This is a genomic window from Paenarthrobacter sp. Y-19 (genome assembly GCF_029223985.1).
In the GTDB taxonomy this organism is placed as follows: domain Bacteria; phylum Actinomycetota; class Actinomycetes; order Actinomycetales; family Micrococcaceae; genus Arthrobacter; species Arthrobacter nicotinovorans.
Genome location: NZ_CP119414.1, coordinates 1,179,151 through 1,200,828 on the forward strand (window position 1 = coordinate 1,179,151; position 21,678 = coordinate 1,200,828).

Annotated in this window: 19 protein-coding genes and 3 tRNA genes; 16 read left to right on the forward strand and 6 right to left on the reverse strand. The window is 62.9% G+C overall.

Features of this window, described 5'->3' with window-relative positions; translation table 11 throughout:
- Window positions 1-18 precede the first annotated feature (18 nt).
- The 7 genes from PYR64_RS05395 (at window position 19) to PYR64_RS05425 (ending at window position 6,589) form a co-directional block, all read left to right on the forward strand.
- Window positions 19-1,128, forward strand: coding sequence for a histidine kinase (locus PYR64_RS05395; protein WP_110504553.1), 1,110 nt, complete (start codon window positions 19-21; stop codon window positions 1,126-1,128).
- A complete protein-coding gene (locus PYR64_RS05400; protein ID WP_055975094.1) occupies window positions 1,125-1,736 on the forward strand; it encodes a response regulator transcription factor in 612 nt (203 codons plus the stop codon). Before PYR64_RS05395 ends, PYR64_RS05400 begins: the two co-directional genes overlap by 4 nt.
- 43 nt (window positions 1,737-1,779) lie before the next feature.
- The gene (gene dusB / locus PYR64_RS05405; protein WP_018777469.1) at window positions 1,780-2,961 is read left to right on the forward strand and encodes a tRNA dihydrouridine synthase DusB; all 1,182 of its coding nucleotides are present in this window, start codon (window positions 1,780-1,782) and stop codon (window positions 2,959-2,961) included.
- Window positions 2,962-3,025: 64 nt separating this feature from the next.
- Window positions 3,026-4,342 (forward strand): deoxyguanosinetriphosphate triphosphohydrolase, encoded by a 1,317-nt coding sequence (locus tag PYR64_RS05410; protein WP_275778786.1) that lies wholly within the window; start codon window positions 3,026-3,028, stop codon window positions 4,340-4,342.
- 49 nt (window positions 4,343-4,391) lie between these two features.
- On the forward strand, window positions 4,392-6,275 hold the full coding sequence (dnaG, locus tag PYR64_RS05415; protein ID WP_055975097.1) for a DNA primase: 1,884 nt from the start codon (window positions 4,392-4,394) through the stop codon (window positions 6,273-6,275).
- Window positions 6,276-6,328: 53 nt separating this feature from the next.
- Window positions 6,329-6,401: transfer RNA gene (locus PYR64_RS05420), tRNA-Asn, on the forward strand.
- A gap of 115 nt (window positions 6,402-6,516) precedes the next feature.
- Window positions 6,517-6,589 (forward strand) — tRNA-Asn (locus tag PYR64_RS05425).
- Window positions 6,590-6,635: 46 nt separating this feature from the next.
- Here PYR64_RS05425 and PYR64_RS05430 read toward each other — a convergent pair.
- The 5 genes from PYR64_RS05430 to PYR64_RS05450 all read right to left on the reverse strand — a co-directional run bounded on the left by PYR64_RS05430 (window position 6,636) and on the right by PYR64_RS05450 (window position 12,505).
- On the reverse strand, window positions 6,636-7,043 hold the full coding sequence (locus tag PYR64_RS05430) for a hypothetical protein (protein ID WP_039240465.1): 408 nt from the start codon (window positions 7,041-7,043) through the stop codon (window positions 6,636-6,638).
- Between the two features lie 41 nt (window positions 7,044-7,084).
- Window positions 7,085-8,368 (reverse strand): alpha/beta hydrolase-fold protein, encoded by a 1,284-nt coding sequence (locus PYR64_RS05435; protein ID WP_275778790.1) that lies wholly within the window; start codon window positions 8,366-8,368, stop codon window positions 7,085-7,087.
- Window positions 8,369-8,390: 22 nt separating this feature from the next.
- On the reverse strand, window positions 8,391-10,889 hold the full coding sequence (locus PYR64_RS05440; protein WP_018777474.1) for a DUF2156 domain-containing protein: 2,499 nt from the start codon (window positions 10,887-10,889) through the stop codon (window positions 8,391-8,393).
- A 172-nt stretch (window positions 10,890-11,061) separates the two neighbouring features.
- Window positions 11,062-11,241 carry a glycine zipper domain-containing protein gene (locus PYR64_RS05445; RefSeq protein ID WP_018777475.1) on the reverse strand — a complete coding sequence of 60 codons (180 nt, stop codon included), beginning with the start codon at window positions 11,239-11,241 and terminating at the stop codon, window positions 11,062-11,064.
- A 34-nt stretch (window positions 11,242-11,275) separates the two neighbouring features.
- Entirely contained in the window at window positions 11,276-12,505 is a 1,230-nt protein-coding gene (locus tag PYR64_RS05450) for a multidrug effflux MFS transporter (RefSeq protein WP_275778793.1), read from the reverse strand.
- Between the two features lie 171 nt (window positions 12,506-12,676).
- Between PYR64_RS05450 and PYR64_RS05455 the strand changes: the two genes are divergently transcribed.
- The 6 genes from PYR64_RS05455 to PYR64_RS05480 all read left to right on the forward strand — a co-directional run bounded on the left by PYR64_RS05455 (window position 12,677) and on the right by PYR64_RS05480 (window position 17,983).
- Complete coding sequence (locus tag PYR64_RS05455) at window positions 12,677-13,525, forward strand: phage holin family protein (protein ID WP_275778795.1); 849 nt, start codon at window positions 12,677-12,679, stop codon at window positions 13,523-13,525.
- Between the two features lie 44 nt (window positions 13,526-13,569).
- Window positions 13,570-14,193, forward strand: coding sequence for a CDP-alcohol phosphatidyltransferase family protein (locus PYR64_RS05460; RefSeq protein WP_055975112.1), 624 nt, complete (start codon window positions 13,570-13,572; stop codon window positions 14,191-14,193).
- Window positions 14,193-15,098 carry a DMT family transporter gene (locus PYR64_RS05465; protein ID WP_039240471.1) on the forward strand — a complete coding sequence of 302 codons (906 nt, stop codon included), beginning with the start codon at window positions 14,193-14,195 and terminating at the stop codon, window positions 15,096-15,098. The genes PYR64_RS05460 and PYR64_RS05465 overlap by 1 nt, the downstream gene beginning before the upstream one ends.
- 107 nt (window positions 15,099-15,205) lie before the next feature.
- Window positions 15,206-16,402, forward strand: a complete 1,197-nt coding sequence (locus PYR64_RS05470; protein WP_055975117.1) for a glycosyltransferase — start codon at window positions 15,206-15,208, stop codon at window positions 16,400-16,402.
- 83 nt (window positions 16,403-16,485) lie between these two features.
- A tRNA-Ile gene (locus PYR64_RS05475) sits at window positions 16,486-16,559 on the forward strand.
- Between the two features lie 233 nt (window positions 16,560-16,792).
- Window positions 16,793-17,983, forward strand: coding sequence for an acyl-CoA dehydrogenase family protein (locus tag PYR64_RS05480; protein ID WP_018777481.1), 1,191 nt, complete (start codon window positions 16,793-16,795; stop codon window positions 17,981-17,983).
- A gap of 26 nt (window positions 17,984-18,009) precedes the next feature.
- On the opposite strand, the gene PYR64_RS05485 is transcribed toward PYR64_RS05480, so the two are convergent.
- A complete protein-coding gene (locus PYR64_RS05485) occupies window positions 18,010-18,516 on the reverse strand; it encodes a M23 family metallopeptidase (protein ID WP_275778799.1) in 507 nt (168 codons plus the stop codon).
- A gap of 407 nt (window positions 18,517-18,923) precedes the next feature.
- Here PYR64_RS05485 and rpsB point away from each other — a divergent pair, with 407 nt between their 5' ends.
- The 3 genes from rpsB to pyrH all read left to right on the forward strand — a co-directional run bounded on the left by rpsB (window position 18,924) and on the right by pyrH (window position 21,610).
- Window positions 18,924-19,793, forward strand: coding sequence for a 30S ribosomal protein S2 (gene rpsB, locus PYR64_RS05490; RefSeq protein WP_018777483.1), 870 nt, complete (start codon window positions 18,924-18,926; stop codon window positions 19,791-19,793).
- Between the two features lie 121 nt (window positions 19,794-19,914).
- A complete protein-coding gene (gene tsf, locus PYR64_RS05495; RefSeq protein WP_018777484.1) occupies window positions 19,915-20,751 on the forward strand; it encodes a translation elongation factor Ts in 837 nt (278 codons plus the stop codon).
- A 121-nt stretch (window positions 20,752-20,872) separates the two neighbouring features.
- Window positions 20,873-21,610: a UMP kinase gene (gene pyrH / locus PYR64_RS05500; RefSeq protein ID WP_018777485.1), complete on the forward strand. Its 738-nt coding sequence runs from the start codon at window positions 20,873-20,875 to the stop codon at window positions 21,608-21,610.
- The last annotated feature ends 68 nt before the right edge of the window (window positions 21,611-21,678 follow it).

The following is a 21,678-nucleotide window of genomic DNA, read 5'->3' on the forward strand; positions in this document are numbered from 1 at the left end:
GTGGCTAAGGTGGGATCCATGAGCAGCCAGTCCCTGGGGGATGCCTTCCGCGGTCCCGGACCCCGCAAATGGTTCATCGGCGCCGGCTTTTCCATTGTCCTCTGGGCGTGGCCCACCTGGAACCTCGTGTGGTCCGTGGACGAACCGGCAGGCTGGAAGGTACTGGCCTCGGCGTCGTTGGTGGCCTTCTTCGCCGCCTATGCCGTTTTGCCGATGTTCAGCCGGGTACGGGACAGTCGGACCGGCCTGCTGTGCCTCGCGATCCTGCTGGCACTCAACGGCCTGGTGATCCTTCTGGTGGGCAGGGAAGCGCTGTGGACGTGGCCTTTCCTGGCGTGCGCCATTGGAATGACCACACTTCCGCCGCGCGTCGACTTCGCTGTGATCGTGGCGCTTTCGGGAATTTCACTTGCGTCGGAACTCGCCGGCGGCAACCCTGGACAGGCTTTCTTCCAACCGGCCCTCATCCTGTCCCTGGGATTCATGATGTCCTCGTTTGCGCGCCTGATCCGCCAGACCGTTGAACTCCGGACCGCCCAGACTGAACTGGCGGATGCCGCCGTCGCCGCCGAACGCAGCCGTGTGGCCAGGGACATGCACGACATCCTGGGGCATTCCCTCACTGTCATAGCGGTCAAAGCCGAGTTGGCTGCCCGGCTGTTGGAGCAGGCACCCGGCGGACCGGCCAAGGACAAAGCCTCAGCGGAAATCGTGGAAGTCCAGGAGCTGGCGCGTGGTGCGCTCGCAGATGTCCGGGCCACAGTTGCCGGCTACCGCGGGGTCAATGTCCTGGCAGAACTCGCGGCGGCCCGGACGGCGCTGGAATCGGCGGGTATCGACGCTGATCTTCCGGGGACTGTGGAGCAGGTGCCCGCCAAGCACCGTGAGCTGTTCGGCTGGGTACTGCGCGAGGGCGTGACGAACGTTGTGCGGCATTCCGGTGCCGGGCGTTGCCGGGTCCGGTTGACGGCGTCGACGGTTCTGGTGGAGGACGACGGCGTGGGGCCGGGTCCGGCAGCGGGCGGCAACGGGCTGGCGGGGCTTCGGGAGAGAGTGGCCAGTGCCGGTGGCACAGTAAACATAGGTGCGAGCGACCTGGGAGGGTTCAGATTGGCTGTTGACGTATGACCATCCGGTTGGTGATCGCGGACGACCAGGCGCTGGTGCGCGGTGCCCTTGCCGCCCTTCTGGGGCTTGAAGAGGACATCGAGGTGGTGGCGGAGCTGGCGGACGGCGCAGGCGTTGTGTCGGCCGTGCTGGAGCATGCCGCCGACGTGGCGATGCTCGACGTCGAGATGCCCGGTCTGGATGGCATCAGCGCTGCCGCGGCAGTCCGCCGTGCGGTACCGACATGCCGCGTCCTGATGGTCACGACGTTCGGCAGGCCGGGTTATCTCAGGAGGGCCATGCAGGCCGGAGCCTCCGGGTTCGTGGTCAAAGACACGCCTGCGCGGCAGCTGGCCGAAGCCGTGCGTCGCGTGCACAGCGGGCTCCGCGTGGTGGACCCGATGCTCGCCGCGGAGTCTCTGACCTCCGGTGACAGTCCGCTGACCGAGCGGGAGGTCGAGGTGCTGAAGGCTGCATCCGACGGCGGTACGGTGGCGGACATTGCCAAAGCGGCGATGCTCTCAGAGGGCACGGTACGGAACTATCTCTCAGCGGCGATGGCCAAGACCGGCGGCCGGACGCGGGCGGAAGCCGTGCGCCTGGCACATGAGAACGGGTGGCTTCTGTGAGGGCCTGCGCCCCCGATTTGCCCTGCTTTGCAACAATGGATAGGTGACTGTAGTAGCAACGCCTCCCGCACCAAAGCTTGAGCTCCCGCCCCTGAAGCTCGGCGGGATTACCGTGGACACCCCGGTAATCCTTGCGCCGATGGCCGGAATCACCAACTCCGCCTTCCGCAGGCTCTGCCGTGAATACGGTGGCGGCTTGTACGTGGCCGAGATGGTGACCTCGCGTGCCTTGGTGGAGCGGACGCCGGAATCGCTGCGCATCATCTCCCATGACGAGGACGAGAAAGTCCGCTCCGTCCAGCTCTATGGCGTGGACCCCGTAACCGTAGGCGCAGCGGTGCGGATGCTCGTGGACGAGGACCGCGCCGACCACATCGACCTCAACTTCGGCTGCCCCGTCCCCAAGGTCACCCGCCGCGGGGGAGGGTCCGCGCTGCCGTGGAAGATCGACCTCTTCACCTCGATCGTGCAGACCGCGGTCAAGGAAGCCTCCAAGGGCGGAATCCCGCTGACCATCAAGATGCGCAAAGGCATCGACGATGACCACCTGACCTACCTGGAGGCAGGACGCATCGCCCGTGACTCCGGAGTTGCCGCAGTGGCACTCCATGGTCGGACGGCTGCACAGTTCTATTCCGGCCAGGCCGACTGGTCCGCGATCGCCCGCCTCCGCGAGGCCCTCCCGGACATCCCGGTGCTCGGCAACGGCGATATCTGGTCCGCTGAAGACGCTGTCCGGATGGTGCGCGAAACCGGCGTCGACGGTGTTGTCGTGGGCCGTGGGTGCCAGGGCCGTCCCTGGCTGTTCGGCGATCTCCAGGCTGCTTTCGAAGGCAGCGACCAGCGGCACCGGCCCGGGCTGCGCGAGGTTGCCGAGGGCGTCTACCGTCACGCGGAACTGATGGTGGAGACCTTCGGGAACGACGAATACAAGGCTCTCCGCGAGATCCGCAAGCACATGGCCTGGTACTTCAAGGGCTACGTGGTGGGCGGGGAGCTGCGGGCGAAACTTGCCACAGTGCCCACCCTGGAGGTCCTGCGGGAATTGCTCGACGAACTGGACATGGATCTTCCTTATCCGGGCGTCGATTCCGAGGGCCCCCGGGGGCGTGCCGGATCCCCGAAAAAGCCGGCGCTGCCCAAGGACTGGCTGGACAGCCGTCAGCTGAATGCTGAACAGAGCGCGGATATCTCCGCAGCGGAGCTGGACGTTTCGGGCGGTTAGCCTCACACGTGTAAGACTGGCTCAAGAAGCTCCACACCCCGGCGCTTGAAGGAGGCAGATACCCATGGGAACCGAAGCAATGCTTGGCCACGATGCAGCAAGCCACGATTTTGTGCTGGCCATCCCCGGATACGCCGAGGCAGACTCTGCCCGGTGGGTTGAAGAGCCGCGCAAGAGCAACTACCGCTCCGACTTTGAACGGGACCGCGCCAGGGTCCTGCATTCCTCCGCGCTGCGACGCCTGGGCGCCAAAACACAGGTCGTGGCCCCGGATACCGATGACTTTGTCCGCACCCGGCTCACGCACAGCCTCGAGGTAGCGCAGGTAGGCCGCGAACTGGGCCGTTCGCTGGGTTGCGATCCCGATGTCGTGGACACCGCTTGCCTGAGCCACGATCTTGGCCACCCTCCCTTTGGCCACAACGGCGAATCCGCATTGAACGAAGTGGCTCACACGATCGGCGGTTTCGAAGGCAACGCCCAGACGCTTCGGTTGCTGACCCGCCTCGAACCCAAGGTGCTCGCTGCGGACGGCAGGCCGGCAGGGCTTAACCTGACCCGCGCGAGCCTGGACGCCGCCTCCAAATACCCGTGGTCCGCCGTCGACGCCCCCGTGATCCATGGCCACCGCACCAGCAAGTTCGGCGCCTACGAAGACGACCTTCCCGTGTTTGAGTGGCTGCGCGAGGGCGCGCCCGGCAACCGCTCCTGTATCGAGGCGCATGTGATGGATCTGGCCGATGACATCTCGTACTCGGTGCACGACGTGGAAGATGCGATCGTTGCCGGCCACTTCCAGCTGAAGTGGATGGAGAACCCTGACCATCGGGCGCGGGTGGTGGGCTACACCAAGCAGTGGTACCTCCCGCACAACGACCCCGCCGAAATTGATGCTGCCCTTGCCCGGCTCGAGGCCACCAAGGTCTGGGTCCGGGAAGCTGACGGCAGCCGCAAGTCGATGGCGGCGCTGAAGGACATGACCAGCCAGTTGATCGGCAGGTTCTGCCAGAGTGCCATGGAAACAACGCGGGCGCATTTCGGACCGGCCAACCTCACCCGCTATGACGCCGAACTCATGGTCCCCGAGGAGACCGTGACGGAGATCGCGGTGCTCAAGGGACTGGCCACCACCTTCGTCATCTCCACGGACCACCGGCAGCCTGTTTACGAACGCCAACGCGAAGTGCTGCACGCGCTCGTGGGCGTCTTGAACGCCACAGGCGACCGCCACCTGGAGCCGATGTTCGCCGCCGACTGGAGGGACGCCGTCGACGACGGTGCCCGCCTGCGGGTCGTCATCGACCAGGTGGCGTCCTTGACGGATGTCTCTGCCCTGGCCATGTACGAGCGTCTGGTGGGCAGCCTCCCGTCGCTTTGGTGAGGCGCGCCCGGGAGCCGGGCGGTTTGGTCGATGCGACTAGGATGGACACGTGGCTGGCCTGATCAAACGTGAAGATATCGACGAAGTACGCCAGCGCACGGACATCAAGGAAGTCGTTGACGGATACGTCACACTCAAAGGTGCCGGACTGGGCAGTTTCAAAGGCCTGTGCCCTTTCCACGACGAACGTTCCCCCTCCTTCACCGTCCGCCCGCAGGTGGGCAGGTACCACTGCTTCGGCTGCGGCGAGGATGGCGACGCCATTTCCTTCGTCCAGAAGATGGATCACAGTTCCTTCCACGAAGCCGTGGAAAAGCTCGCGGCCAGGATCGGTTACGAGCTGCGGTACGAAGACGGCGGGACGGGTCCCAGCCGCGAGGAAGTGGGCAAGCGCCAGCGCCTGCTGGACGCCCACAAGATCGCCGATGAGTTCTTCCGCGCACAGCTTCTGACCCCCGGAGCTGCGGAAGGCCGTAACTTCCTGGATGGCCGCGGGTTCGACCGTGCTGCCGCCGAACACTTCGGAGTGGGATACGCGCCACAAGGCTGGGACGCGTTGTTGAAGCACCTGCGCGGACGCGGCTTCACGGATGCTGAGTTGAAGCTCACTGGAATGTTTTCAGAAGGCAATCGCGGCATCTACGACCGCTTCCGCGGCCGGCTGATCTGGCCTATCCGGGACATCGCGGGGGACACCATCGGTTTTGGTGCGCGCAAGCTCTACGAAGACGACCAGGGCCCAAAATACCTGAACACCCCGGAGACCACGCTCTACAAGAAATCCCAGGTCCTCTACGGCATCGACCTCGCCAAACGGAACATCGCCAAGGAGCGCCAGCTGGTAGTGGTGGAGGGGTACACGGACGTGATGGCCTGCCACCTTGCAGGGATCACGACGGCGGTAGCCACCTGCGGTACAGCCTTCGGTACCGAACACATCAAGGTGGCCAGGCGGCTGCTTTCCGACGACGGCAGCGGGGGAGAGGTCATTTTCACCTTCGACGGTGATGCTGCCGGCCAGAAGGCCGCTCTCAGGGCGTTCGAGGAGGACCAGCGGTTCACGGCCCAGACCTACGTGGCTGTGGAGCCTTCCGGTGCCGATCCCTGCGACCTTCGCCAGCTCAAGGGTGATGCCGCTGTGCGCGAGCTCATCGGCACCCGGAAACCGCTCTTCGAATTCGCCATCAGGGCCACCCTGCGGCGGCACAACCTGGACACCGTGGAAGGCCGCGTAGCAGCGCTGCGTGAGGCTTCTCCGGTGGTGGCGCAGATCAGGGACTCAGCCACAAGGCCCGAGTACACGCGGAACCTTGCCGGCTGGCTGGGCATGCCCATCGAGGAAGTCAGCCGATACGTCGGCGCGGCTGCTAAACGGGGGACTAGCGGCAGCAACCCTGCAGGCAGCGGCGAGCAAGCAGCAGCCGCGGCAGCACCGCCGTCGGGCGGTCCGGTGTTCAACCGTCCCAACCCCCGCGACCCCGTAGCGGGGATGGAACGCCAAGCACTCGAGGTGGTTCTTCAGGATCCCGCAGTGCTCGGTGGAGTGGCGTGGGACCGCTTTGCGGCTACGATGTTCGCCACGCCGGCCTATGCTGCCGTCCACGCGGCCATCCGCGCCACGGGGCTCGGTCATACGGCAGACCCGGTGTCGTGGGTGGAGCAGATCCGGCAGGAAGTACCCGAACCCCTGCGCAATCTGGTGTCCGAACTTGCTGTGACACCACTGCCCGCCAGCACCCCGGAAGCTATGCAACGGTATTGCCGGGATATCCTGGCCCGACTCTTCGAGCTTCAGATCACCCGCATCAAGGCCGACAAGATGGGGCAGCTCCAACGGCTCGACGCCGCCTCCCAGCCTGAGGAATTCCAGCGGCTGAACCGTGAGTTGATGCAGCTCGAAATGGAACGCCGGGCGCTGCGCTCGGACGGCTGAGATCCTCGATTTCGTTTTCCGGCAGCCCCCTGTTAAGCTAGTAACCGCTTCATTCCTCCGTAGCTCAATTGGCAGAGCATTCGACTGTTAATCGAAGGGTTACTGGTTCAAGTCCAGTCGGAGGAGCGCACAATACCCCCGTTCCGGTTCGCCGGAGCGGGGGTATTTTTATACCCCCAGGGGGTACCGCCGACCGATTTCACATCCGGTAAAACCTTTGCTAAAGTCATAACCGCTTCATTCCTCCGTAGCTCAATTGGCAGAGCATTCGACTGTTAATCGAAGGGTTACTGGTTCAAGTCCAGTCGGAGGAGCACAAGGGCCCCGTACCCGCCTAATGGCTGGTGCGGGGTCTGCCTTTTAAACGAAATCCATCTCCACCTGGAGGAAGCGCGCGGCTTCCGCCACAGCCGCCATGAACGAGTCCTGCTCGGTGGGAGGGGTCCTGGGCTCACGCGGATGCCACTCATGCGGCGCCGAGTAGACTCTCGTGAAACCGCCGCCCGGAGGGGCATAGAAAATCCCGAACCTTTGGACCGGCCACTCCGGCGAGGTCTCCGGAGCGACCAACAGTGCGGCATCCGTTTCGGGGTTGTACCACTGGGCTATGGGCCGTCGCCGGTCGTCCGTGAAGAGTCCACCCGCGTACAAAGCGGCCGACGGCGGACTGGTCACCGAGCACAGGCGCTCCCACCACAGCGGGAGGATGCGGTCATCCTTGCGCTGCCATGGTGCCGGTAACGGGTTCAGCTCTTGCCAATGTGGCACATCTCAACTTTATCGCCGGTGGGTGGCCGCGAAAAGAGCTTCTAGCGGGACAGGCCCAGGCGCGGGTAGAGCACTTCGAAGCCCTTCTCCAGACCGGCGTTCAATGCCAGGCCCACGTGTCCGCCGTTGGGTACCTCGTAGTAGGTCACTTTCATTCCGGACGCCTGCGCCGCCGCGGACACGGCTTTCGCGGCGGCCACGTAGGTGGGGTCGTCCGAGCCGGCAGTGAACACGGCAGTGGTGTCGGGGAACTGTTTGCCCTTCATGATGTTGATGGGCTTTTGGGCATCATAGGCGGCTTGGTTACCGCCAAAGATCCCGGCCAGGTTCTCCGCGGGGTCCTCTGCGCCGGGGAACTCCTCGCCTGAGATGTCCACCACGTTGCCCCACATTCCGGGGTACTTGACGGCGAAGGAGATGGCGCATTGGCCGCCGTTGGAATAACCGGCGATGGTCCAGTGGTCCCTGTCCGGAAGGATGCTCAAGTTGTCCTTGGCCCAGTTCACCACGTCCTGGTTGATGTACTTCTCGACGTTTCCGTACTTAGGGGTGTCCAGGCACAGGGTGTCATCCTGGTCCGGGCCGATCTGGTCGGCGACGATCGCAATGGGGGCCAGTCCATTGTTTTTTGCAGCGAACTCGTCGAGGGCGGCGGAGACGTACTGCGGATCGGGGAGGCCCGGCTGGCCCATCATGAGGACGAACAGGGGAAGCCTCGGTGGATTGGCAGTCAGGGCAGCCGGTGGAAGGTAGATACCGGCCGGGCGCGCGTCGAAACCCGACACCGTGGCCGGGATGACTTGGGTCCCCACCTTGCCTTTCGAGGGCATGTTGGCGGGCGGAGTCCAGTGCTGCCACAAGGGTCCGGCCGGAATGGACGCATCCGGGTCCGGCTTGTTCAGTTCAATGACGTCCTCGGTTGAGATCCCCAGGGCCGAACCCAGGGTGTTGTTCAGTCCGAACTCGGCGTTGATTTGCAGGGCGGAGACAGTGGCGAAGACGGGGACCGAGATGATGGCCACCACTTTCCGCCAGCGCGCGCTGTGGAGAAAACTCACCGCGACCAATCCCAAAGCGGCGAAGCAGCTGATCGACCAGAACCATACCCGCGGGGTCAGTCCCACGTGAAAGACGTCCAGCACGTCCTCCACGATCCACACGGTGAACCACCCCACCAGCCCTGCCACCACAATGGCGCTCATCGCCGTGAGGACCCAGCGGGCAGACGGCCGGAGGAAGAGCACCAGGAAGAACCCGACGGCGATGATCCCGGCGATCGTCAGGACTACGGGGCTGCTGATTTCGAGTTTCAGGACATCGTTCATGGACGCACCGCCGGATGACCGGTCATGCGGCAGGCTCCCGGGCCACCATCTGCCTCAACAAACCAGCGCTTTGTGCGGGCGAGAGCCCGGGCAGGTAGGCCGAGCCGACCGCCAGTCCGATCGATGGCAAGGCCAGGGGGTCCTGGTAGTACATGTACAAGGTCCGGTGCTCGGGTTGGAACCTTGACTTGAAGGCAGCCAATGATTTGAAGCCGTACATCGGCTCCAGGGCATTTCCCAACAGGGCCAGGACGCGGTCCAGGGTGCTTCGGTCACCTTCCGCGCCTCCGGTCCCCGCATTGGCCAATGGAGAGCCTGAGAGGGAGATCTGCGGAACTTGCTCCTTGAAGTGCGTCACGGCTGAGGCGATCAGGAATTCCATGACGCCCTTGAAGCCTGTTGTGCGGCGCCTCATGAAGTCGAGGGTCCAACCGGAGATCTCGCCGTTGCTGAAAACGGGAAGCCAGCTGGTCACCCCGTGGACCAGGCCGTCGTCGTCCACCGCCACGCAGCAGAGAACTTCGGGATCCTTGAGTTCGTTCAAGCCGCCTAAGGTGAATCCCATCTCGGGTAGGGCCTTGTCAGCCACCCACTCCTCGGAAATCTCGGCCAGTTGGGCCCTGATGCCCGGCGGCATGCTGCCGTAGTGGTACCAGAGGTCCTTGATGGACAGCTTCTCAGCGCGGTTCAGCGCAGTGCGGACGTTCTGCCACTCTTTGCCCTTGAATGTCATTGCCTGGACGTTGAGAAGTGTTTCCTCCGCGACCTCCAGTTTCCTGAAGCCGTAGGGGAGCAGCGGGCCATCCAGCCCGGAGTCGGCAGAATAGAAACACGGGACCAATCCCAATGCGGAACAGTGCGCCACAAAACCAAGCGCTGCCTCGTCATGGTGGCCGGCATCGCCGTAGGGTCCGGCAACGGTCAACGCCACCCCGTTGTGGACCTGGTAGGCGACGCCGGCCTTCCTGTCCGGAGTGAACCAGTACTGGTTGTTGTCCCACAGTGCCATCCAGGACAAGGTGCCACCGCCCTGGTGCAGCAGCTCGCGGGTGTGGCCGAGATCGGCAGCAGGGTCGGTGGCGATCATCCTGAAGCGGCGGAAGTTGTTGAGGACCAGGACCAGGATGAGAAGCCAGATGACGTCTCCTCCCAGGCCGTACAGCACAGTGCTCAGCAGCCCCTGGGGCAGCGCCACAACGAACGGGACAGGGAAGGGCACCAGGATGTGCGTCAGCTGTCCGGCGAGGTCCCACAGGGTTGACTGGCCCGGGTTGCCCTCCAGGAACCAGAACGCCACGTAGAGGGCCACTGAAGTCACGGCCAGGATCAAGGCGGCCCGGCCGAGGGCGCGGTATCCGGCGTCGCTGGACTCCACCCTGAACCTGTGCCGGTTTGCCAGCAGCAGTGCCACGATGATGATTGGTGCCAGGAGCGCGGGGACCACGTACAGGAGGAGGTAGCCGAAATCGTCGTCGCCCATGGTTACATCCGGGTCGCTGATGTATTGGACAATCGCCAGGACGGTCACCGCAGCCAGATACACCTGGATGATCAGTGTCAGCCGATAAGCCAGGCGGCGACCACGTCGCAGGCCTTCGGCGCAGACCAGCAAGAGCAGGACAGGGATCACCGTCAGGATGGCCGCACCAAAGCTCCGGACACCAACGATGTTTTGCAGGGCCACGCAGTTCGCTTCGTTCCTGCAGGCCTCCTGAACCTCATCGACGTCGGGGCTTGCCTGGAGCATGACCTCGGAGACCACCGAGAGCGGGCCCACCTCCCAGGTGCCCGTCAGTTGGGTCAACAGGGGCCCCAGGGCGAAGACGCCAACCACCGTGCCGACCAGGAAACGCGTCTCACGGAGGCTGGAGGCATTGAACGATCCGCCGCTCTTGTGAAGGACCACGGAGTGTGCGGCCCAGCCGGCAACGATTCCGATCACTGCGCCGGCGAGAGCCTGCAAGGTTTGGGCCACTCCAACGAAGAGGGCGAACATCAGTGCCGCAGCGAGCAACCACGTCCGGAGGCGGCGCCGCCACAGCGAGTCAAGTGCCGCCGTCGAAAATCCCAGGGCAGCCGCGGCTCCGCCGTAAGCGCCCACCGCGTACTCCCCGCCGAGGAAGCTCAGCCATTGGTCGCTGTTGTCGGTACCGAAAGCCACCAGCGCGACCAGCACCAGTGCGCTGAGGGCGGAGCCGGCGATGAAGGCAGCCAGGGCCAGCCACGGGCCCATGACCCTTTCGGCAATACCGACCCCCAGCAGGATCGCTGCGGTGCACGCCAGGTAGTCGAGAAGCGAGGAACCGAAGAACGTTGACGTGAAGACCGACCACCACGGCCCGGGTTCCACGGCCAAGCCAAGCCCCACCTGCTCCAGAAGTGCTTCGGGAGGACCGTTAAGGACGCTTCCCGTCGCCAGTGCCAAAACCCAGAGGACCACCACCAAGGCAAGCGTCAGCGGCAAACTCCGCACGGTTGCCAGGCCCCGTAGGGTGCCACGAAATCCGACCGCCGTGCTCATGTGATGTCCCCTTCACCGGTTAGGCACCGGTAACACCGGCTGGCCACCATTCTGCCCTGCGGCAGGGCTTTAGGGGAGGCTTTGAAACGTTCGACGCCGGAGGGTCGGCAAGTGACGCCGCTTAGTCACGGTTCCTGCCTGGTCACGATTCCTGTCTGGTGACGATTCCTGCCTAGTCACGGTTCCATGGTCCAGGATTGACCCGGTACAGAACCGCGGCGCCGATCACGGCCCCGAGCAACGCGCCGAAAACCGCGCTTCCTGCAGCGCGGCCGATGAGTGCCCCGGCCACCGCGCCCAGCATCGCACCGAGAAAGAGGCCCCTGCCATTGCGGTGCGGTTTGTTCGTCATAGTGACAGCCTACGGTGCGGTTGATGGATGGCAGCTAGTGGATGGAGGGCACGGTCCGTGGCCGCACAACCAACCAAAGTGCGGTCATGGAACCCGTAATGCAGACGGCCATCACAGCTCCCATGGGGACGGCGGAGGTGACCCCCAGCCAGCCCACCACCGGAGGAACGATGCCCGCCATCATGAACTGTGAAGCGCCAAGGAGGGAGGCCGCCGTGCCGGCTTGTGCGCCGTGGTTGGCCAGGGACAACACCTGGACGCACGGAAACATGAACCCGGTGGCGCAGATGTAGAACCACAGGGGAATCAAGGTGCCCCACAGCCCCACGTGGAACAGATCAAGCACGATGATCACAAGGGACATGCACAACATGAACAGCGTTGCTCCGGCCACAATCCACTGCGGGGCTACGCGCCGGATCAAGCGGGAACTGATCTGGACACCGGCCACGATGCCCAATGAATTGATGCCGAACAGGATGCCGTATTCCTGGGGGGAGAAGCCGTAGACCTTCTGGAAGAGGAAGGTGGACGCGGACAAATAGGCGAACAGGCCGCCGAAGTTGAGGCTGCCCACCAGCACCATGCCCACGAAAATCCGGTCCGTAAGTACCTTCTTGTAGCGCTGTCCGACCGTCACGGTGGACTTGCCGCGCTGTTCGGCAGGCAAGGTCTCCCGGATAAAGAAGATGGAGGCGATGATGACCAGCAGGCCGTAGCACGCCAGGAAGTAGAAAATCCCGGGCCAGGGAAAGACAAGGAGCAGTTGTGACCCGATCACCGGAGCCAGGATGGGCGCGAGCCCGTTGACCAGTGACATGCGGGAGAACATCCGCACCATGGAGTAGCCGTGGAAAAGGTCCCTGACCATTGCCATGGCCACCACGCCACCTCCGGCAGCCCCGATTCCCATGAGGACACGGAAAACGGAAAGCATGCCGATGTCGGTCGCCAGCGCAGCGCCCAGGGAAGAGCCAATATGCACGGCTGTGGCCAGGATCAGCGGCAGCCTGCGGCCTACCTTGTCGCTGAACGGTCCCACCACCAACTGGCCAAGACCGAAGCCGACGGTTGTTCCGGCCAGGGTGAGCTGGATTGCCGCTTCCGAGACGTTGAAACTTGATTCCAGGGCCGGGAACGCGGGGAGGTAGAGATCGATGGTGAAGGGACCCAAGGCCGTCAAGGCGCCCAGGAGGAGAATGTAGACAAGCTTTTCGCGTCGGCTCAGGGAATCGCCCGGGGCAATGGGAGGGGTCACGATCATCTATCCTATGGCCCGGATCATATTTATTGCTGCTATGACGGGCGCGCCGGAGCGTGGCCCCGAAAGTTCAGCAGGAACCTGAATGATAGCTTTGAGGACAGGTGTCCGCGGCGGAGTTTTCCGTTGCGTTCGCCCGACACGATGCCAAGAGGAAGCAGTTAGGCGGAACCCATGAGTGGACGTCACACCGGCCGGACCAGTCAAGGACCAGCCATTCGTACTTTGCCGAAGACCCTCAAGCTCGTTGCACGCTTGGCCCCACGGCAAATCAATGATGAGATCGCCCTTGCCAAGGTGGAACTCAAACGCAAGGCCACACAGCTTGGCGTGGCCGGCGCCTTTTTCGGTGTTGCCCTCGTCTTCATGGCGCTGCTGGTCATTGCACTGGTGGTGGCAGCCATTCTGGGCCTGGCCACCATCATGCCCGGCTGGCTCGCGGCTCTGCTCGTTTCAGCGTTTTTCCTTGTGGTTGTCGCCATCGCATCGCTGATCGGCATCGCCAAGTTCAAGAAGGCCATGCCGTTGGTCCCCGAGGACACCATCCGGGGCATCAAGCATGACCTCGGGATCGCCAAGGAAGGCTCAGCGTTCGACGAGTCGATCCTCGACCCGAACTCGCCTGCCGCCAAGTCCGCCAAAGCCGAAAAGGAAGCCGCAGCTGAGAAGGCCAAGGCCGAAAAGGCAGCAAAGGAAGCTGCCAAGGAAGCCGATGCCGTCAAGGCGCCCACGGAAGCCGAGCTTCGCTCCCGCCTGAAGAGGCGCCGCGAACACCTGACGGGTGTCCGCGATGAGCTGGGTGAACAGCTGGACGTCAAAAAGCAGGGCCAGGCCTTGCTCGAGAGCGCCAACGTCAGGTTCCAGGAGGGCAAGGAATTCGCTGCCGCGAAGTTTGCCGACCTCGGCGATTCAGTTCCCCAAAGCGTCAGCGAGCGGATGGCCGCGCACTGGAAAGACCTTGCAGCTTTCGCCACCGCCGCGGTGGTCTTCGTGGTTGCGCTGAGGAAGCTGCTGAAGAAATAGCAGGTTTCTGAGCGCCGGATACTGAACACGAGGAAGGGGGACACATGAGGCTGATCGGTGCTGGTTCGCACCCGGATCGTCCGCAGGTCGACCATGACCTCATCTTCACTGTCCCCAATATCCTCACCGTCCTGCGTTTCATGGGCGTGCCTCTCTTTGTCTGGCTCGTGCTCTCCGAACAGGAGTACGGGTTCGCGGTGCTGGTGCTCGTCGTCATGGGCAGCACGGACTGGGTGGACGGCTACATCGCCAGGCGGTTCGACCAGACCTCCAAATTGGGCAGGATCCTGGATCCGATGGCCGACCGGGCCGCCCTCCTGGCAGTGGCTTTCACTTTGGCGATTGCCGGCGTCGTGCAGTGGTGGTATCTGGCAGCGCTTCTGGTCCCTGACGCGATCCTGGCGATCGCATCGTTGATCTATTTCCGGAGCCACCCGGATCTTCCCGTGAGCATCGTCGGGAAAATCCGCACCGCCCTTCTGCTGGTGGGCACGCCATTGCTCGTCCTGTCCAAACTGCCCATACCCTTGACTGACGTGTATTTCGTGGCGGCGTGGACGTTCCTGGGCCTGGGCCTGGTGGGCCACTGGATTGCGGCATACAACTACTTCTGGGCCATCCTGCGAAAAGGAAAAGAATTGAAAACCGACGACGGCGGACTCGGCTGATGGTCTGGCTGGCGGTTTGCCTGGCGGTACTTGGAGCCTTCTTCCTCGCCATCGGCGCCCAGCGGCAGGGGAGCGCGGTGAAAGCCGATACGGGTGGCCTGGCGCTGAGCTCCAATGGCTTCCTGCGGCTCCTGCGGAATCCGCGCTGGATGCTGGGCCTGCTGTTCCTTGCCTTGGGCATGGTGATGAATGCCATTGCATTGGTGTCTGCGCCCTTGACGGTGGTGCAACCGATCGGCGCCATTGCGCTGGTCATCACCACGGTGGTCAATGCCAAAGACCAAGGACTGAGCATCAACCGGGCAACAGTTGTGGCGATCAGCGCCTGTGTCACCGGTTCCGCGCTGTTTGTATTGCTGGCCGTGTTCGTCACACAGGAAAATCACCACGTCAGCGGTGACGATGAGCTGACGATCGTGCTGCTCCTTGCCCTGGCCGTCGGTATTTTCGGCACCCTGGCCGTCCTGTTCAAACACCGGATGAGCGCCTTCATTTACATCCTGGGCGCAGGCGTCCTGTTCGGTTTCGTGGCCGTACTGACCCGGATTATCGGCAAGCACTTGCTCGATCCCAACGGACTCTTCCTGCTCAACGTCCAGTGGTACACGCTGATAGCCATCGTTGCTGCAGGTGGCCTGGGTTCATGGTTTGTCCAGAGTGCGTACTCTGGTGGACCGCCGGACCTCGTGATCGCGGGATTGACTGTGATTGACCCGATGGTGGGCATTGCGATCGGCATCGTCATCCTTGGTGAGCTTCGTCCCGATGTCCACGCCGTGATGGCGATCGCCATGGCAGCGGCCGCTACGCTTGCTATCGTGGGGGTTATTGCCCTAAGCAGGCACCATCCGGAAGTCACCAAGCGCAAAAAGGACGCGAAGGCGGCTGCCAGCCGGAAGGCCTAGGGCAGATCTTTACCTTGCGCCACCGCTTTTGCGGGCGGCAACCCGGCGACACCGCAGCATTGCCACAAGCAGTGCTGTCCGCACCGTGACCATCAGGAGTTCTCCACGTGACCATTCCCGACACCAACAAGCCCCTCACCATCCTGATTGCCGCGGACACCTACCCGCCGCATGTCAACGGTGCTGCCCAGTTCGGCTACCGCCTGGCCAAGGGGATGACGGCACGCGGACACAACGTTCACGTGTTGGCCTGCCGTCCGGATTCGGGCAAGAGCTACACGGAATTCCGCGACGAGGCCACCGTGCACCGGCTGCGCTCCCATGGCGTTTTCACCCATGAGTACTTCCGCATCTGCTTCCCATGGGAAATCAAGAAGGAAATCAGCCTCCTGTTCGACAAGGTGCAGCCCGATGTCGTGCACATCCAAAGCCACTACATGATTGGCGAACACGTCCTTTATGAGGCCGTCAAGCGTGGCATCAGGATCATTGCCACCAACCACTTCATGCCGGAGAACCTGAACCCGTTCCTGCCGTTCCCGCAGTGGTTCAAGGACATCGTGGGCCGCATTTCCTGGAAGGACATGGGCAAGGTCATGGGACAGGCTGACGTTGTCACCACCCCTACGCCTCTGGCCGCCAAGGCGATGCACCAGCACGCCTTCCTGCGCAAAGTCCTGCCGTTGTCCAACGGCATCGATTCTTCGGCGTATGAGCTTCACCCCGGTGAAGTCATTGAACCGCACAGCCATCCCACCGTGCTTTTCGTTGGGCGCCTCGCGGAGGAGAAGCACATCGATGTGCTGATCGACGCCGTGGCCAAGACTCCCCGGGAGTTGAACGTCAACCTTGAAATCGTGGGCGGCGGAGAAGTCCGTCCGGCCTTGGAAGCCCAAGTGGCCCGGCTTGGCCTGGGAGACCGGGTCAAATTCCTCGGGCTCGCGAGCGACGAGGACCTGCGTGAGGCCTACATCAAGGCCGACATCTTCTGCATGCCCGGCACGGCCGAACTGCAGTCCCTGGTGACGCTGGAAGCCATGTCCGCTTCCACCCCTGTCCTGCTTGCCAATGCCATGGCGCTGCCGCACCTGGTCCGCGACGGAGAAAACGGCTACCTCTTCACACCCAACGACAGCTCTGAACTCGCCGCGAAAATCACCAAACTGGTTCAGCTTCCCGAGGACGAGCTGGAAGCCATGGGCAAGGTGAGCCGCGAAATGGTGGAGCCGCACAGCCTTAATGGCACCCTGCAGACCTTCGAGGACCTTTACCGGGGCGCGTCCTATGAGGACATGGTGGTGTGACCAAAGCACTCCCCGTTAGCTATTAGTATTGCTAGAGTGCTTTGCCCGGAACGGCTGCTGGACGGCGGCTGTTCGGGCATCACGGGGCTATAGCTCAGCTGGTTAGAGCGCGGGACTCATAATCCTAAGGTCCTCGGTTCAAGTCCGAGTAGCCCTACCGGAAAATCCCCCTTGCCGACTCAAAGTCGGCAAGGGGGATCTTTTTTTGTGTTGCCGGCCCTGGGCAAGCAGCACCATGCATCGTTGCAGGAGGTGGCGTCATGCGGTAAGTTACTGATCAGTAACTTATTACCCGCCGGTAACTTGGCTGCCCTGCCGACTCCCGGGTCACAGCGCAGTCCTTCCGGGACCTTGACGTGGTCGCAGGTGACCACCCTTGAAGGAGCGAACATGTCCAACACCGCATTCGACGCCACCACTCTTCCTTACGCCGATGGTGACTTCTATGCCTTCGAGCAGTTGCTGACAGGCAAGGAGCAGGACCGTCTGGCCGAAGTGCGGGAGTTCCTTGCCCGCGAGGTCACTCCGATCGCAGTGGACTGCTGGAACCGCGGCGAATTCCCCATGGACCTCATTCCCAAGCTTGGCGAGCTGGACCTCGTAAGCCCGGTTCGGCGCCAGGGATACTCCAATCTCTTTGCCGGCATGCTCCATGCCGAAGTGACCCGAGCGGATGCTTCCATTGCCACGTTCATGGGCGTCCATGACGGCCTCTTCACGGGCTCCATTGAAGCCCTCGCCTCCCAGGAGCAAAAGGATGCGTGGCTGCCGGACATCTACTCCCTGAAGAAGATCGGCGCTTTCGGGCTGACCGAGCCGCTGGGTGGTTCCGATGTTGCAGGCGGAACCCGCACGACGGCACGACGTGAAGGCGACACGTGGATTCTCAACGGTGCAAAGCGCTGGATCGGCAATGCCACCTTCTCGGACTGGGTGGTCATCTATGCCAAGGACGTGGCCGACAACCAGGTGAAAGCATTCCTGGTGGACACCACCCTGCCGGGCTATTCCGCCAGCAAGATCGAGAACAAGATTTCCCTCCGCACGGTCCAGAACGCGGACATCACCCTGGATAACGTGGTGGTGCCGGACTTCTTCAAGCTGGCCAACGGCAACAGCTTCCGGGATACCAACAAGGTCCTGAAGGTCACGCGCCTGGCTGTGGCGTGGCAGGCCGTCGGACTTCAGATGGCCGCCTTTGACGTTGCCCGCAGCTACGCCGTGGAGCGCCAGCAGTTCGGGCGCCCGTTGGCAGCCTTCCAGCTGGTCCAGAACCAGTTGGTGCAGATCCTGGGCAACACAGTCGCCTCAATGGGCATGATGGTCAGGCTTGCACAGCTTGAGGACGCGGGCGTTGCCAAAGACGAACAGTCCGCCCTGGCCAAGGCTTTCACCACTGCACGCATGCGCGAAAGTGTCGCCCTGGGGCGCAGTATCCTCGGCGGCAATGGCATCGTGACGGACTACGGCATGGCCAAGATCTTCTCCGATGCCGAGGCGATCTACTCCTACGAGGGCACCCACGAAATCAACACTCTGGTGACCGGTCGGGCCATCACGGGCGTTTCTGCCATCGTCTAGAACCTCCGCGGACGGCGCGGCGGGGCTCACTCCAGCGGCAGCAACACTGATGGGCGCAGGTCGGACACAAAGCCCAGTGGATTGAGGTACTCCTCGCCGCGCCGAACACCCCAATGCAGGCACGTGGCGCTTCCGCAGTGTCCCGGCTGCAGGGTGCCGACCGTTTGCCCTTTGGCCACGTGGTCGCCCTGCTTAAGGCTGCTGGCCACGGGTTCGAAACTGCTCCTGAGTCCGTCGCCGTGATCGATGGTGAGGACCGGGCGGTCAACCACGACGCCGGCGAAGGCCACCACGCCATCGGACGGCGCGGTGACCTGTCCGCCGTCGGGCCTTGGGCCTAAATCCACGCCGCGGTGTCCGCTCAGCCACGGCTTGTCCGGAGGATCAAACGTCCGCAGGACGGACGGCTTGGGGGACAGCGGCCAGCTCCATCTTCCCTGGGGAGCGTCCGGGGCGCCGTCCGCCCCGGACGGGATGCTGAGAGTGATGTTGAGGGTAAGGATCAAGGTGGCTGCCAGCTTCAGGAAGGACATGGATCCAGCCTTCCCTTTGCGTGATCCCGGGGCTACCGCGGGGAGCCGGTATGTGGACAACTGCCGGTGATGGGCGGTCCGTTGGGCGGTATGGCTGTAGTACACTTGGTGGAGCAGTTTGCTGTGCCCTCAAGCTTGTTCAGGAACATGTCTCATTCAGATGTGTGGGGGTGCCAGGCTGACTACGCGTATCCAGCCCTCCTCCAGCGAAGCCCATGGTTTCATGCTGCGGAGGATTGTGCCTCTTGCGGTCCGGAGGAGCCTTTGGTTCCATGCCGGATGAGAAGCGCAATGGATGCCAGGAGCCGCGCCCGTCCGGGCAGAGGCTAAACAACCGTCAACTATTGGCAGGGTAAGAGCAGCCCCATGGGCTCTCTCATGAATGACCTGCCGGAAGGAGCGTCGGCATGCCCGTCGTAACCATGCGCCAGCTGCTTGACAGCGGCGTCCACTTTGGACACCAGACCCGTCGTTGGAACCCGAAGATGAAGCGCTTCATCTTCACGGAACGCAACGGCATCTACATCATCGACCTTCAGCAGTCGCTGTCCTACATCGACCGCGCCTACGAGTTCGTCAAGGCTACTGTCGCCCACGGCGGCACCGTCCTGTTCGTCGGCACCAAGAAGCAGGCTCAGGAAGCAATTGCCGAGCAGGCTACCCGTGTTGGCCAGCCGTACGTCAACCAGCGTTGGTTGGGCGGTATGCTCACCAACTTCCAGACCGTCGCCAAGCGTATCCAGCGCATGAAGGAACTCGAAGAGATCAACTTCGACGACGTCGCCGGCTCCGCTTACACCAAGAAGGAGCTCCTGCTCCTCAAGCGTGAACTCACCAAGCTCGAGTCCAACCTCGGCGGTATCCGCAACCTGACCAAGGCTCCCTCGGTTCTGTGGGTTGTTGACACCAAGAAGGAACACCTTGCTGTTGACGAAGCCAAGAAGCTGAACATCCCGGTTGTTGCCATCCTGGACACCAACTGCGATCCCGATGAAGTCGACTTCCCGATCCCGGGCAACGACGACGCCATCCGCTCCGTCAACCTGCTCACCCGCGTTGTTGCCGACGCCGTAGCTGAGGGCCTCATCGCCCGCAACCAGCGCGCAACCGGTACCACCGAAGCTCCGGAAGAGCCGCTGGCCGAGTGGGAGCGCGAGCTCCTCGAAGGCAGCAAGGCTGAAGAAGCAGCAGCAGCTGAGGCTCCGGCCGCAGAAGCTCCCGCAGCAGAAGCTCCGGAAGCAACTGAAGCTGCAACCGGCGAAGCCGAAGCCAAGTAAATCTGGACCTTCCCTGATGCTGGAGACAGCGTCGGGGGCAACTGACAGGATGGCGGCTCACACGGTGGGCTGCCGTCCTGTCAGTCCGTAAACACACAAATTTCTAGACAGAGGGGTTCACATGGCGAACTACACTGCTGCTGACATCAAGGCCCTGCGCGAGCGCACCGGCGCCGGCATGATGGACGTCAAGAAGGCTCTTGACGAGGCCAACGGTGACGCTGAGAAGGCCATCGAGATCATCCGCATCAAGGGCCTCAAGGGTGCCACCAAGCGCGAAGGCCGTTCCACGGCTGAGGGCCTGGTTGCTGCCAAGGTCAACGGCGGCGTTGGCGTAATGATCGAAGTCAACTGCGAGACCGACTTCGTTGCCAAGGCTGACAAGTTCATCCAGCTGGCCGACAAGGTCCTCAACGTTGCAGTCGAGTCCGGCGCAGCCGACCTCGAAACCCTGCTGGCAACCGAAGTCGACGGCAAGCCGTTGTCCGAGGTCGTCGTCGAAGAGGGCGCTGTCCTCGGCGAAAAGGTTGTTGTCCGTCGCATCTCCCGCGTTGAGGGCACCACGGTTGACGCCTACCTGCACAAGACGTCCAAGGACCTCCCGGCCCAGGTCGGCGTCCTGTTCGCTGTTGACGGTGAAGGCGAAGCCGCTGCCACCGCCGCACACGACATCGCTGTCCACGTTGCAGCAATGGCACCGAACTACCTGACCCGCGAAGACGTCCCGGCCGAACTGGTCGAGTCCGAGCGCCGTATCGCCGAAGAGACCGCGAAGGCTGAAGGCAAGCCTGAAGCTGCTCTCCCGAAGATCGTAGAAGGCCGCGTTACGGGCTTCTACAAGGGTGAAGTTCTGGTTGACCAGGCATTCGCCAAGGATTCCAAGAAGACTGTTGCACAGGTCCTCGAAGAAGCCGGCGTCAAGGCAACCGCAGTAACCCGTTTCCGCGTCGGAAACTAGTAATTCATGAAAAGGGGTGGTCACTTCGGTGGCCGCCCCTTTTTCATGCACGCGTCCGGGTAGTACCTGCGCGGACCCCCAGCACGATAATCTAGCCAGAGTCCACCAACGGGAAGGCACCATGGAAACCGTCAACACTGCAATCCAGCCCGAGAAGACCCGCCGACGTGTACTTCTGAAACTTTCCGGCGAAGTCATCGGCGGAGGCAAGCTCGGCGTCGATCCCGAGACCGTCAGGGCCATTGCCAAGCAGATCGCAGCAGGTGTTGCGGATGTGGAAGTTGCAATCGTTGTTGGCGGCGGCAACTTCTTCCGGGGCGCTGAACTGTCCCAAAGCGGCATGGATCGCTCCCGCGCCGACTACATGGGCATGCTGGGCACCGTCATGAACTGCCTCGCGCTGCAGGACTTCCTGGAGCAGGCCGGAGTGGAGACCCGTGTCCAGAGCGCCATCACGATGGGCCAGGTGGCCGAGGCCTACATTCCACGCCGCGCCATCCGCCACATGGAAAAAGGCCGGGTAGTCATTTTCGGTGCAGGCGCCGGCTTGCCGTATTTCTCCACCGACACGGTGGCTGCGCAGCGTGCGCTGGAAGTGCACGCAGATGTTGTCCTGATGGCCAAGAGCGGCGTGGACGGCGTTTACACGGCCGACCCGAAGAAGGACCCCACCGCCGAGAAGCTCGATGTCCTCAGCTACGACGACGCCCTGCGCCGCGACATCCGCGTCATGGACCAGACCGCCATGACCATGTGCAAGGACAACAACCTCTCCATGGTGGTCTTCGGCATGGAGGGCGAAGGCAATGTCACCCGGGCGATCCTCGGCGAAACGCTGGGAACCCTGGTAACTCCCTAGCAAGGGCTAGGATATTTCTAGGACCGTCCGCCCCTGGTGGCGGATCTTTACTGTGCATTGCCGCCTGC

Excerpts from the sequence above, each read along its gene's own strand:
- PYR64_RS05460 (WP_055975112.1), top strand. The coding sequence starts at position 13,570 with ATGAGGCTGATCGGTGCTGGTTCGCACCCGGATCGTCCGCAGGTCGAC.
- pyrH (WP_018777485.1), top strand. The coding sequence starts at position 20,873 with ATGGAAACCGTCAACACTGCAATCCAGCCCGAGAAGACCCGCCGACGT.
- PYR64_RS05395 (WP_110504553.1), top strand. The coding sequence starts at position 19 with ATGAGCAGCCAGTCCCTGGGGGATGCCTTCCGCGGTCCCGGACCCCGC.
- PYR64_RS05455 (WP_275778795.1), top strand. The coding sequence starts at position 12,677 with ATGAGTGGACGTCACACCGGCCGGACCAGTCAAGGACCAGCCATTCGT.
- PYR64_RS05450 (WP_275778793.1), bottom strand. The coding sequence starts at position 12,505 with ATGATCGTGACCCCTCCCATTGCCCCGGGCGATTCCCTGAGCCGACGC.
- PYR64_RS05440 (WP_018777474.1), bottom strand. The coding sequence starts at position 10,889 with ATGAGCACGGCGGTCGGATTTCGTGGCACCCTACGGGGCCTGGCAACC.
- PYR64_RS05445 (WP_018777475.1), bottom strand. The coding sequence starts at position 11,241 with ATGACGAACAAACCGCACCGCAATGGCAGGGGCCTCTTTCTCGGTGCG.
- PYR64_RS05485 (WP_275778799.1), bottom strand. The coding sequence starts at position 18,516 with ATGTCCTTCCTGAAGCTGGCAGCCACCTTGATCCTTACCCTCAACATC.
- rpsB (WP_018777483.1), top strand. The coding sequence starts at position 18,924 with ATGCCCGTCGTAACCATGCGCCAGCTGCTTGACAGCGGCGTCCACTTT.
- PYR64_RS05400 (WP_055975094.1), top strand. The coding sequence starts at position 1,125 with ATGACCATCCGGTTGGTGATCGCGGACGACCAGGCGCTGGTGCGCGGT.
- tsf (WP_018777484.1), top strand. The coding sequence starts at position 19,915 with ATGGCGAACTACACTGCTGCTGACATCAAGGCCCTGCGCGAGCGCACC.
- PYR64_RS05435 (WP_275778790.1), bottom strand. The coding sequence starts at position 8,368 with ATGAACGATGTCCTGAAACTCGAAATCAGCAGCCCCGTAGTCCTGACG.
- PYR64_RS05480 (WP_018777481.1), top strand. The coding sequence starts at position 16,793 with ATGTCCAACACCGCATTCGACGCCACCACTCTTCCTTACGCCGATGGT.
- PYR64_RS05465 (WP_039240471.1), top strand. The coding sequence starts at position 14,193 with ATGGTCTGGCTGGCGGTTTGCCTGGCGGTACTTGGAGCCTTCTTCCTC.
- PYR64_RS05410 (WP_275778786.1), top strand. The coding sequence starts at position 3,026 with ATGGGAACCGAAGCAATGCTTGGCCACGATGCAGCAAGCCACGATTTT.